Here is a 12,345-nt window from a genome sequence, read left to right as displayed (position 1 = left end):
CCACTGCCACTTTCGATCAGGGGATTTTGGTAATATCGCTATGTCACATGGCCATTATTACGAGTAAAAATCCACAACCAAACCATCTAAATCTCCCTGCCGATGTTAAGATCCATATTCATAGGATTGGTTTGCTGCTTACTGTTACAGTTTAGCGCAAAGGCTCAAATTGTCATTTCGGGAAATGTTCGAAACAGTTCCACCAAAGAAGTAGTCCCCGTTGTGTCTGTTACCATGAAGGAAGCACCTAATGGAGATTATACCAACGACCAGGGAAACTTTAAATTCTCTACCAGGAAAAATTATCCTGTTACCCTTATACTGTCATCGGTAGGCTTTGAAACAAAAGAAATCACCATTTCCGGCCCCGGATTCCAACGCATTGAGCTTACGCCGGCGTCGGTACTCGGAAAGGAAGTGGTGGTTTCGGCCAGCCGCTTTGTCCAAAAGAAAATTGAATCACCGGTGACCATTGAAAGGATCGGCACCAAAGACATCATCAACTCCCCGCAGCCCAGTTATTATAACATGATTCAGGGCCTCAAAGGCGTAGATGTAACCACCTCCAGTTTGCTGTTCACCACCATCACTACCCGCGGATTTAATACCAGCGGTAACACCAACTTCACCCAGATTGTAGATGGAATGGATAACCAGGCCCCGGGCCTGAACTTCCCCATCGGCGCTATCATCGGACTCACCGAGCTGGATGTGGACAACCTCGAAGTACTCTCCGGTGCTTCGTCAGCCCTCTACGGCTCCCGCGGCCTCAACGGCACCATGGTAATGACCGGGAAAGATCCGTTTAAATACCAGGGCCTCAGCGCACAGATCACCCAGGGCGTTAACCACGTGAAAAAAGGTAAGTCGAATGATCCGCTGGGACCATCACCTTACTACGACTGGACCGTTCGCTGGGCCAAAAAGGTAAGCGACAGATTTGCCTTCAAAATAAACGTACAATACACCCAGGCAAAAGATTGGATGGCCAATGATACGACCAATACCAACGGCCCCGGTGGCCCCTTGCAGGACCCTAATTACAACGGGGTCAACATGTACGGCAGCAAAACTTCGGTAGATATCAATCCTTTCCTGGAAGGCGCGCTGCAACAGGTGCCTGAACTGGCGCCTATCATCAATCCCATGCTGGCAGAAGGTAACCACTATGTAGCCCGCACCGGATACCCTGAATACGGATACCTCAGCAGCGATGCTAAAATGTTTAAAGCCAATCTGGAATTGCGCTATAAGATAAAACCTAAGCTGGAAGCCATTCTTTCTGGCACTTACGGACAAGGCGACGCCGTGTACAGCAACGATACCCGCTATGCACTGAAAGGCTTTCACCTCGGACAATACCGCGCAGAACTGAAAGCAGAACACTGGTTTGTGCGCGCTTATACCAGCCAGGAAAATTCTGGTCATACCATCATTGCCATGCCCACCGCCCAGTTGATCAACGAAGCCTGGAAGCCCAGCTACGATGGCAACACCGGCGATGGCTGGTATCCGCAATACACCAGCGCATTACTGGAGGCGATGTCACAAGGCAAAAGCTACCTCGATGCCAGCGCCCTGGCCAGAACGTTTGCAGATAAAGGTCGCCCCGATGCCGGCAGCACACAGTTCCTGCACCTGAAGGACAGTATCTCCGGTATCCCTACCTCTAAAGGAGGTACCTTGTTCACAGACAAAAGCCGTCTGTTTAATGCGGAAACCCAATACAATTTTACACACCTCATAAAATTTGCGGAATTGATTGCAGGGCTGAACTATCGCCTCTATCGCCTCGATTCAAAAGGCACGCTCTTCCCCGACAATGACGCACCGATTGATGTGGCAGAGTACAGTGCTTATGCCCATCTTACCAAAAAAGTAATACACGAGAAACTAAGCCTGGCGGCTGCTTTCCGGTATGATAAAAATACCCTGTTCGCCAAACCCCGCATCACTACCCGGGCATCGGCCGTACTGGAGGTAAACAAGGAAAGCTTTATCCGCTTCTCTTACCAGAATGCGTACAGCTTCCCATCGAATATTCAATCGCTGCAAAGCACGCCGGTAGACTATAACAGCTTTGCATCCGGTGGCTCCGACCGCCTGCTCAACGGCGTTTATCATTTTGATCAATACCCAGCTTATACACTGGCCAGCGTAGACTCTTTCAAACGCACCAAAAATCCGGCAGACCTGAAAACCTTTCAGCTCAACGATATCAAGCCACAATCCGTAGATGCGTTTGAGTTAGGCTATTCTTCCCTGATCGGCGGTTGCGTACTCATTGATGTATTGGGCTACTATTCTACCTGGAAAAACTTTATCGGGTATGTGAATGTGGCCAATACACCAGGCAGTAAAGATCCGAACGACTTCCTCGATCACAGCAAATATGTACAATACAATATTGCGTACAACGGGGCGGAGAAAGTAAATACCTATGGCTATGCGGCCAGCGTGAGTGTGGACCTGTCGCATCATTTCCTGGCAAAGGTGAACTTCTCTTCCGACTTCCTGAAGAACCGCAACAACAGCCAGGTGAATAATTTTAATACGCCGAATTATAAATTCAACGTAGATTTTGGAAATACCGGATTTGGTAAGAAAGAACATTTCTCTTTCAACACCACCTTCCGCTATCGTCCGGCTTACTTCTACCAGATTGGCTTTGGCAGTGGTACCGTGCCTGCATCGGCTGTAATAGATGCGCAGGTGAGTTATCGCCTGCTGCAAGCGCATTCTACTATCAAGCTGGGCGGCGTAAATTTAACCAATACCTACTACAGGAACGGTTTTGGTAGCCCTGCTATTGGTGGTATGTACTATGTCACTTTCGCATACAATGTTTTCTAAGGTTAAAAACAAACCCATATATGAAACGATATCATATCTGCTTATTATTGATTGCCCTGTTGGCGGCCTGTCATAATAACCCGGAACCCGCCAAAGACCCACAGGGGTATAAAACCCGCCTGAATTTCGGCCCTGGTGATGAAACTAAAATCGCGGAAGCGCTATTGTCGCTCACCGATAGCAGCGCTATTACGCTGAAGGAAGGACTGTATAAGTTCGACAACCTGAGCATTGCACAGTTAAAACATATCCTGATTCAAGGCGCCGGACCGGATAAAACGATCCTCGACTTTTCGGCTCAAAGCCAGGGTGGGGAAGGTATCCGTGTAACCGATGTAAAAGGTTTCACCATCGATGGACTGACCCTCCGCGATTCCAAAGGCGATCTGATTAAGATCAACAAAAGCGAAAACGTAGTGATCACCAACCTGCACGCCATCTGGTCCGTATCTGATTCTACCAGCGGCGGCTACGCTATTTACCCGGTGATGTGTAAAAATGTGCTGGTGGAAAACTGCTATGCACAGGGCGCTTCTGATGCGGGCATCTACGTAGGACAAACCGACAGCGCTATTGTACGTAAGTGTAAAGCGTTTAAAAATGTGGCAGGATGCGAAATTGAAAATACGTCACATGCACAGGTATACGATAATGAGTTTTGGGGCAATACCGCCGGCTTCCTCATTTTCGACCTGCCTGACTTATCTAAACGGGGTGGTTTTGTAAAGGCGTACAACAACTATTTCCACGATAACAACGAAAGAAACTTTGCCAAATCAGGTAGCTTCGGTTCTACCTGGGGCGTGGGCAATGCAGCGCCAGGCAGTGGGGTAGTGATTTTGGCGGCTTCAGACATTGAGCTGTACAACAACCGCATCATCAATAATAACTCCAGCGCCATTTCTGTGGTATCCGGATTTTTTATCGATGAAAGCGCGGGTGCTAAAATCAATGATCACTATTTCCCGATTCCTAAAAATGTGTCCATCCATGATAACGTAATGGAAGTAGGACCCGCGTTTCCGCCGGCAGTATATGAGCATCATACTGGTAAAATCCTTGTGGGTATTGAGCAACAGCTCAATGCAATGGACCCTTCCCGTAAAAATGCGCGCCTGCCTTTCATCACCTATGATGGTATTACCACTAATATCCTGACTAAGGGCACCGCTGTAAACCCGGATTCACTGTGTATTAAACAAACCGGTCCTAATTTATTCGTCAATGTAGACGCGCTGAATATGACGTCTAAGAAATGGCATCCCAGCACTGATGTGACGCCTTATGTTTGTAAATAGTGTTATTAAATTTTTATAGGGAGATGAGGAAGCCTTGCTTAATAATTGTGTGTTTTTTATGTTGGATAGCCGCTACGCAGAGCTGTCAGCAGAAACCGGCGCCTGCTGCGGCGGCAGGCCCGTTTCAGTTTAAAGCGAAATTGTCGGATTACGGTTTCTTTACTGGTGCGCTTAAAACGTTGACGCCCCGCAAAGGAATCATCAACTATGAACTGGCCACGCCGTTGTTCACAGACTATTCCGTAAAAGATCGTTTCATTGTGTTGCCGGATGGGAAAACCATGCAGTATACCGACCATGGTCCGCTGGATTTTCCCGATTCGACATTCATCGTAAAAAACTTTGCTTATACCAATCCGGCGCATGAAAAAATCATGATTGAAACCCGGATACTCTTCAAAGATCCGGCAGATAAGCAGTGGAAGGTGATGAACTACCTCTGGAACAAGGAACAGCAGGATGCCGAGAAGTGGATACTGGGTAAAAAGATCCCGATTACCTTCCTGGACGACAGCGGTCAGCAGCAGTCCACCGTATACCAGATGCCTAATACCAACGATTGTAAGCGTTGTCATATCAATAACAGCGTACTCACGCCCATTGGGCCGAAGGCGCGCAACCTGAACTATACCCGCGTTGGCCAGGCAGAAAATCAGCTGCAGCAGTGGGCTTCCGGTGGGCTGCTCAGCGGCTTGCCGGCCATGGATAAGGTAGCGCAGCTGCCCAACTGGAAAGACAGTGTGCACTTTACCGTTAATCAAAGGGCCCGGGCCTACCTGGATGTGAATTGCGCCCATTGCCATACTAAAGGAGGAGATGCCTATAATACAGGCCTTTTCCTGGAATATGAGCAAACGGGTCAGGATAACCTCGGCATCCGGAAGTCGCCGGTTTCCGCTGGTGGCGGTGCGGGTGGCCTCGACTACGACGTGATCCCCGGTGATGCACAGCATTCTATCCTGGCTTACCGCATGAATAGTGTGGAACCGGGTACCGCTATGCCGGAGCTGGCGCGTACGGTGATACATAAGGAAGGGGTGGCGCTGATTAAACAATGGATTAATGAAATGAAGAAATAAAAGGGAGCTTTTCCCGAATGGATCTTTTCCCTTTTTGATAAATGATGAAACAGGTATATATTTTTAATATATACCTGTTTGTTTTTTATATAATTACGGAAGATGGCGCTAAAATCATCGAATCGGGAAAACCGATTCCCGTTTCATTTTTTCCGGATTGCGTAAATCAATTTCCCGATTCGATCTTTGTTTCGGTTCGCTTTAGTGGACATTTGCGCAAAATTTACTGTAGTTGAAACATTTATACTTTATCATCGGACTCATTTTAGTAAATCTCACAGTACTCGCTCAAACAGGTGGTATTAAGGGAAAGATTAGCTCAGCAGACGGGCAGCCAGCAGCATTTGTAACCATTGGACTGAAGGACACGAAAAAAGGTACCCTCACCAACGAAGACGGAGAATTTGCTTTAAAAAATGTGAAGCCGGGTAATTATACTTTAGTGATTTCCTACACCGGTACCAAAACCATCAATAACCAGATAACGGTGGCAGCAGATCAGATCACCGCTGTAAACTTTGCACTGGAAGCTACTTCCAGCCAACTGAACGAAGTGGTGGTAGATGGTACACAAACCCGTACCATTAACCGCAGGCCGGTAACCATCGGTAAATTACCGGTACCAGCCATGGATTTACCACAGGCGGTATCCCTGATTGGCCATGAAGTAATAGAAAATCAACAGGCACAACGCATGAGCGATGTGGTGAAAAATATCAATGGTGTATACATGGCTTCTACCAGAGCCGGTACCCAGGAAACCTTCAACGCACGTGGTTATGGTTTCTCCAGCACCAATACCTTTAAAAATGGCGCCCGCGTTAACTCCGGTGCAATGCCTGAAATGAGCTCTCTGGAAAGAGTAGAAGTACTGAAAGGCAGCGCTGCTATCCTGTATGGTAACGTAGCTCCGGGTGCTATCCTGAATATGGTGACCAAACAACCTAAGTTCAATTTTGGTGGAGAAGTAAACCTTCGCGCAGGTAGCTATGGTCTGTTAAAACCATCTTTTGATGTATACGGTCCCTTGTCTTCCAAAATCGCTTACCGCGTAAATGGTACCTTCGAAACAGCTGACAGCTACCGCGATCAGGTACACTCCAAACGTTATTATATCAATCCTTCCTTCCTGTTTAAACTCAGCGACCGCACAGAATTGCTGGTACAGGCAGATTACCTGAAACACGACTTTACACCTGATTTTGGTATCGGATCTATCGGAGATACAGCGCTGAACTACAAAGCATCCCGTAATACTTTCTACGGTGAGGCATGGAACTACGCACACACACAGCAAACCACTACTTCTGCCAATATCCGCCATAAATTAAGTAACAACTGGACCCTGAATGGTATCGTGTCTTATTCTAAATACCAACGTGATTACTATTCACTGGAAAGAATTCAGGCAAAAGGAGATGGTAAATTATACCGTGCTTTAGGTGCGAATGCCACCAATGAAGACTATTTCTCCGGACAGATAGATGTTACCGGTACCCTGAAAACAGGTGCGCTGGAACACACGATCCTGGCGGGTGTGGATGCAGATAGATACCTCACCGGTACTTATGGTTATGGTGTAACGTCTATTCTCCCCAAAACCGGCGGTGTTTATGATAGCATCAGCGTATTTGATCCTGCTATGTACGCCCGTCGTACTGATAAGCCGGTGGATACTTTGAAATCTGTGTCTAATGCACCTGTAAATAGAATTGGTATATATGTTCAGGACCTGATCAGCATTTCAGAAAAAGTAAAAGTGATGGCAGGTATCCGTTACTCTTACCTGCAAACAGAAGGTCCTGCAGTATATAACTTCAACGGTGGTAAAACMATTGGTGATGCCAGATATGATCAGGCATTCTCTCCTCGCTTTGGTGTAGTATATAAACCAATTCCTACTTCTGCCATCTTTGCCAGCTATTCTACTTCCTTTACACCTAACAGTGGAAAAGATATTTACAATAAGAACCTGCCACCTTCCATTATTTCTCAATATGAAGCAGGTGTGAAAAATGACTTCCTGAAAGGGCTGTTGTCTGTAAACGTAACTGTTTACCGCATTAAGAATAATAACTACACGCAAACAGCGCCATTCGATTCTCTCGGAAAAGCGAATACTAATACCAATTTCAAAGCACTGATCGGTGAAACACTGAGCCAGGGTGTGGAAGTGGATATCGCAGGTCATCCTTTGCCTGGTCTGGACGTAATTGCCGGATATAGCTACAACAGCATGACCATCGAAAATACGCCAGGTGTTGTGGGTAGTTCTGTGGCTGGTGAGCGTTTGGTAGGTAACCCAAATCACACTGCCAATGCCAGCGTATTTTATACTTTACAGGAAACTAAACTGAAAGGCCTGAAACTCGGCGTAGGCTACTATTATATCGGTCRGCGTTTTGCTGGTTGGAATAACACAGTTCCTCCGGTTGTTAAAGATAAACCAGCTCCTCCAAGCCGCCTGATCTCTGTACCTGGTTTCTCTACCCTGGATATCAGCGCTGGTTACAATTTCAAACGCTTTGGTGTAATGGCGAAAGTGTCTAATGTTACCAATACTTACAATTACTACGTACACGAAAACTATAGCGTAAATCCAATACCGCCAACCCAATTCACCGGAACGGTATCTTACAAATTCTAATAATTGTCGTGTTATCAATAAAAGGCAACAGCCGCGCTTATTTGAGCGCGGCTGTTGCTTTTTTATTCTATCTGTATCAATAAATGAAAATCAGTATCATCAGTTTAATCCTGTCCTAAGACAAAAATTCGCATTAGTCATTCGCTGCAATAACTTTATGCTTTCTGCCTTTCGCTTTCTGCGCTATTTACACGCGCCCGATTCCAACGGAACGCTATCAAATTTCAACTGACTGTCATCCACCGGAAACACCGGAATGCCTTGTTGGTCAAAGCTTTCAGGTACTGCTTCAAAAGCCTGTTCTTTCGTTACCTTAAAAATCACGGGCCTACTGCTTTCCACGCCTTCACTATAAAAAGTGTATTTGCCCCGGACAATGCCCTGGTGAAGGATGCCCTTGAAGTCGCCGGTATTCTTATCTTTTTCAAAGAAGTTATATACCAGTTTACCGGTAGCTACGCTATCCTGGTAGGTGAGGGTGAGCTGAATGGTATCTCTGCCCAGCGTCTTTTCATAGCAATTGATCTTTTTTTCCGTTTCTACGGGTAAGGAATCCTTGACAGCCGTAGTTTGTTGCTGTCCTTGTTGATGGCAGGAAGCGAGGATGCCGGTTCCCAGCGCCAGTACGATATAAGGTATTTTCATACCCTCAAATTAAACAAAAAGTGGCAAAACGTTATACATATCCGGTTTGCTGATGTATTATTGAGGCACGTAGCAATGCACTTAATGATAACTATTGAAGATGAAAAAAATAGGATATATACTTTGTATAACCGTAGCCTTTTTTAGTAAAAGCGCCGTGGCGCAGGTAGCAACAGATACACCCGCCACGGTGGCGGATTGCAGTAAATGTATGGTGCTGGCGGAGCAGTCGCAACACCGGATTGTGATTGTAGATGTGGCCACCGGCGCCCTGATCTGGGAATGGAAACCGGAAAATTCCAACGTAAAGCCGGAACATGTTAAATGGTTTAGCAACCCCAGCGACGCTAAACCCGTATACAATAATCAATATATCCTGACAAACGCTTCCGGTGGAGGCGTGGCCCTGATCAGGATTGCAGATAAAAAAACGGTGTTCTATGCCTATGCCGGTGGAAATACCCACTCCGCTGAACTATTGCCGGATGGCAATATTGTCAGCGCTTCCAGCACAGGCAACTACCTGATGCTATTTAAAACAGATACGCTGCAGTTTCCTGATGGCGTATATACGAAAAAGGTGGCCATCGATTTTGGCCACAACGTAGTCTGGGATGCCGGGCAGCAAAGACTTTGGTCTGCTGCCATGGCTACCATGCATAGCTTTAAGTACAATTTCAACTGTGCGGCCCCGGACCTGATACCCGATACGGTGATCAGTCTCCCTGGTAAGGAGGGGCACGACTTGTTCCCGGTATATGGTGAAAAAAATCTATGGCTCACCAACAGCACCAACGTATATACGTTTAATGTGATCAGTAAGCAACTGACCCAGGTGCCTGTATTGCAGGCTAATATCAAGAGTGTATCATCTGCCGGCAACGGGCTGCCGGTACTGCTGGTAAGGCCTAAAGAGTCGTGGTGGACGGACGAAGTGCTGGATGCCAAAGGGAATAGCGTCTTCTCTCATAAAGGCTGGAAAATTTATAAAGCAAGATGGGTAATACCAAATACCTTCAGTTATCCGGTCAATGACCAGGTGCATCTTTGTAAGTAGTAGATTCTTCGTACTTTTGCCAGCAAATGCAAAAAGAAAAATACTCATTAGGTAATATCCTTACCAATCTCAAGATCGATTCACTCAATGACATGCAACAGGCATCGGTGGACGCAAACATGCAGCACGCTGATGTAATCCTGTTGTCAGCCACTGGTTCCGGTAAAACGCTGGCATTTCTGCTGCCAATACTGGAGCGACTGGACCCTGCCAATAAAAATACACAGGCCCTGATCGTAGTGCCTTCCCGCGAACTGGCCCTTCAGATCGAGAAGGTGTTTAAACTCATGGGAACCGGCTACAAAATCACCGCCTGCTATGGTGGCCACCTGAGAGAAACAGAAGAAAACAACCTGGTTCAGCCGCCGGCAGTCATTGTAGGAACACCCGGCCGCCTGGGAGATCATATCCGTCGCGAAAACATTACCGTAGCAGCCATTGAAACGCTGATACTGGACGAATTCGATAAAACACTGGAACTGGGCTTCCAGGAAGAAGTGTCTTTCATTGTGGAATCATTACCCAATGTAAAGAAACGCATCCTGACCTCTGCTACCGAAGCAGTGGAAATACCGGAATTCCTGGCCCTCAATGAGCCAGAGAAGCTGAACTTCCTGCCTGAAGAGGGTACCCCGGTAGCACGACTCACCATCAAAGAAGTATTGTCGCCAGAAAATGATAAGGTAGACACCCTGTTCCGCCTCATCTGCTACCTCGGCAACCGCTCTACTATCGTATTCTGTAATCATCGCGATGCCGTAGAACGTACCAGCAAATTGCTGTCAGAAAAAAGTATCATCAATACTTTCTATCACGGCGCTATGGAGCAACAGGAACGCGATGCGGCCCTCTGCAAATTCCGTAACGGCTCTGTAAACGTATTGGTTACTACCGATCTGGCCGCACGTGGATTAGATATTCCGAATATCCGCTACATCGTACATTTCCACCTGCCGCATACAGAAGATAGCTGGACACACCGCAACGGGCGTACTGCCCGTATGGAAGCCAGCGGTACCGCCATTGTAATACTRGCGCCGGATGAAAAACGCATGCCTTACCTGGCAGATGAAGTTGTTGAAAACATCGAACTGCCCGCTACTGCTGTTATACCTGAGAAACCAAAATGGACCACCATTTTCATCGCCGCAGGTAAAAAAGATAAAGTGAATAAAGTAGATATCGTAGGCTTCCTCTCCAAAAAAGCCCATATGAAACAAGAAGATATCGGCTTAATTGAAGTAAAAGACTTCTTCTCTTTTGTGGCCGTGGTGAAATCCAAAGTAGGACACGTGCTGGAGCAAATTAAAAACGAAAAGATTAAGAATAAGAAAGTGAAGATTGATATCGCGAGATAGGAACTTATAGCAAAAATAAAGTAACAAAGCCGCTAAGGGAATATCCTGGCGGCTTTGCTGCTTTTATAATGTTGCCGGATACGACTGCGTTATTGTAATCAACCCTACAATATGATCATTAAATTCCGCCAGTTCTTCCGCGGGTACCCATAATTCATTATGTATAACCCCGCCCACATTTTCTACGTTGTATCGTTTCAGAAAATTACTATCTACCTCAAATTTGGTCACATAGCCGGCGCCATATGCCGGTACATTCCATTCCACAGAAATTTGTATGGCATATGCCTCATTCATTACCGGATAGAAGATAGGCTGATCCGGAAGCCTGGGCGGAAATCTTTTCCAGCCGGATTGTTCAATTAATACCAGCTCTGCTGGTCCTACGGGGCGATAAAGGGTGGTTAACTCCATTGTGGTTTTTTGTCTAATTTTAAGGACGAATATAGGCAAATGAGTACCAAAAATAAGCAACCCGACATCCCGCAATACGTATTGGGCGACTTCCGTCACCTGCACCGGCAGGAAAATGATACCTCCGACTTCGGATACAACAACCTGGAAGTAGCCAAACGTATTCCGGGATTTGAAGTCTATTCCAGTGAAGGCCTCCGCTCCGCGGTAGGGCCGTTGAAGTCTGATTTTTACCGGATCAGTATTACCTTAAGCGGTGGTGTGGATGTGCAGCTCGGGCTGGAAAAGTTCCGTCATCAACCAGGTACGCTGAGTTTTACTTTTCCCGGACAGGTCTTTAGTAAAGACAATATCGCTGCGGATACTTTTGGATACTACATTTTATTCAACGCCGACTTCCTGGAAGACCTATTGCCAGCGGGTAAAATACCCATTGAGTTTCCCTTCTTCGATTATTCCGGCATCCCCTTTATTCAGCTGGATAAAGCCGCTATTACTGCTGTAGCGGATTTTGTGGGTAAGATGAATGAGGAATTAAGGCGCCACCAACCCGGATGTGACAGGGCCGTGCGGATGTACCTTTACCTGCTGTTGTTGGAGGTAAAGCGAAGCTATATCACGCAGGAGCTGCATCTAACGGCTACTGATACACGAAACACTTACCTGGTGCCCCGGTTTAAGAAACTGGTGAGCCAGCATTTTCTCACAAAGAAAAAAGTAGCAGATTATGCAGCACTGCTGGGTGTTACCCCTAATCACCTGAATCGTACGGTAAAGGACATTACCGGGCATACGGCATCAGCCGCCATTGCCGACATGCTGGTGCAGGAAGCCAAAGCCGTATTAAGGTACACGGATACCGCCATATCAGAGATCTCCTATCAGCTGAACTTCAGTGACCCCGCGGGTTTCAACCGTTTCTTCCGGGAGCAGACCGGGCAAACGCCTTTGTCGTATCGTAAAAATGCATAATCGGGTTAATACAATGCATAAT

General features: G+C 46.7%; 9 protein-coding genes. 7 read left to right on the top strand and 2 right to left on the bottom strand.

From position 1 onward, the window contains the following. Positions 1-102 precede the first annotated feature (102 nt). The 4 genes from AC1DFM_RS09465 (at position 103) to AC1DFM_RS09450 (ending at position 7,877) form a co-directional block, all read left to right on the top strand. A complete protein-coding gene (locus AC1DFM_RS09465; protein ID WP_477076467.1) occupies positions 103-2,853 on the top strand; it encodes a TonB-dependent receptor in 2,751 nt (916 codons plus the stop codon). A gap of 20 nt (positions 2,854-2,873) precedes the next feature. Next, positions 2,874-4,151, top strand: a complete 1,278-nt coding sequence (locus AC1DFM_RS09460) for a parallel beta-helix domain-containing protein (RefSeq protein ID WP_477076466.1) — start codon at positions 2,874-2,876, stop codon at positions 4,149-4,151. Between the two features lie 23 nt (positions 4,152-4,174). Further along, on the top strand, positions 4,175-5,230 hold the full coding sequence (locus tag AC1DFM_RS09455; protein ID WP_477076465.1) for an SO2930 family diheme c-type cytochrome: 1,056 nt from the start codon (positions 4,175-4,177) through the stop codon (positions 5,228-5,230). 232 nt (positions 5,231-5,462) lie between these two features. Then, the gene (locus AC1DFM_RS09450) at positions 5,463-7,877 is read left to right on the top strand and encodes a TonB-dependent siderophore receptor (protein WP_477076464.1); all 2,415 of its coding nucleotides are present in this window, start codon (positions 5,463-5,465) and stop codon (positions 7,875-7,877) included. A 183-nt stretch (positions 7,878-8,060) separates the two neighbouring features. On the opposite strand, the gene AC1DFM_RS09445 is transcribed toward AC1DFM_RS09450, so the two are convergent. Continuing rightward, on the bottom strand, positions 8,061-8,522 hold the full coding sequence (locus AC1DFM_RS09445; protein ID WP_477076463.1) for a hypothetical protein: 462 nt from the start codon (positions 8,520-8,522) through the stop codon (positions 8,061-8,063). Positions 8,523-8,622: 100 nt separating this feature from the next. Between AC1DFM_RS09445 and AC1DFM_RS09440 the strand changes: the two genes are divergently transcribed. Together AC1DFM_RS09440 and AC1DFM_RS09435 are read left to right on the top strand one after the other, a co-directional pair. Next, positions 8,623-9,579 (top strand): DUF6528 family protein, encoded by a 957-nt coding sequence (locus tag AC1DFM_RS09440; RefSeq protein WP_477076462.1) that lies wholly within the window; start codon positions 8,623-8,625, stop codon positions 9,577-9,579. Positions 9,580-9,605: 26 nt separating this feature from the next. Then, entirely contained in the window at positions 9,606-10,937 is a 1,332-nt protein-coding gene (locus AC1DFM_RS09435) for a DEAD/DEAH box helicase (protein WP_477076461.1), read from the top strand. Between the two features lie 63 nt (positions 10,938-11,000). Here AC1DFM_RS09435 and AC1DFM_RS09430 read toward each other — a convergent pair whose 3' ends face one another. Beyond that, entirely contained in the window at positions 11,001-11,351 is a 351-nt protein-coding gene (locus AC1DFM_RS09430) for an ADP-ribosylation/crystallin J1 (protein ID WP_477076460.1), read from the bottom strand. Positions 11,352-11,390: 39 nt separating this feature from the next. Between AC1DFM_RS09430 and AC1DFM_RS09425 the strand changes: the two genes are divergently transcribed. Next, positions 11,391-12,323 carry a helix-turn-helix domain-containing protein gene (locus AC1DFM_RS09425; protein ID WP_477076459.1) on the top strand — a complete coding sequence of 311 codons (933 nt, stop codon included), beginning with the start codon at positions 11,391-11,393 and terminating at the stop codon, positions 12,321-12,323. The last annotated feature ends 22 nt before the right edge of the window (positions 12,324-12,345 follow it).

Source organism: Chitinophaga sp. 05T412 (assembly GCF_056396465.1).
The sequence above is the reverse complement of the archived record's forward strand: the minus strand, read 5'-3'. Positions and strand labels throughout refer to the sequence as shown.

Excerpts from the sequence above, each read along its gene's own strand:
- AC1DFM_RS09440 (WP_477076462.1), top strand. The coding sequence starts at position 8,623 with ATGAAAAAAATAGGATATATACTTTGTATAACCGTAGCCTTTTTTAGT.
- AC1DFM_RS09445 (WP_477076463.1), bottom strand. The coding sequence starts at position 8,522 with ATGAAAATACCTTATATCGTACTGGCGCTGGGAACCGGCATCCTCGCT.
- AC1DFM_RS09425 (WP_477076459.1), top strand. The coding sequence starts at position 11,391 with ATGAGTACCAAAAATAAGCAACCCGACATCCCGCAATACGTATTGGGC.
- AC1DFM_RS09465 (WP_477076467.1), top strand. The coding sequence starts at position 103 with ATGTTAAGATCCATATTCATAGGATTGGTTTGCTGCTTACTGTTACAG.
- AC1DFM_RS09460 (WP_477076466.1), top strand. The coding sequence starts at position 2,874 with ATGAAACGATATCATATCTGCTTATTATTGATTGCCCTGTTGGCGGCC.
- AC1DFM_RS09455 (WP_477076465.1), top strand. The coding sequence starts at position 4,175 with ATGAGGAAGCCTTGCTTAATAATTGTGTGTTTTTTATGTTGGATAGCC.
- AC1DFM_RS09430 (WP_477076460.1), bottom strand. The coding sequence starts at position 11,351 with ATGGAGTTAACCACCCTTTATCGCCCCGTAGGACCAGCAGAGCTGGTA.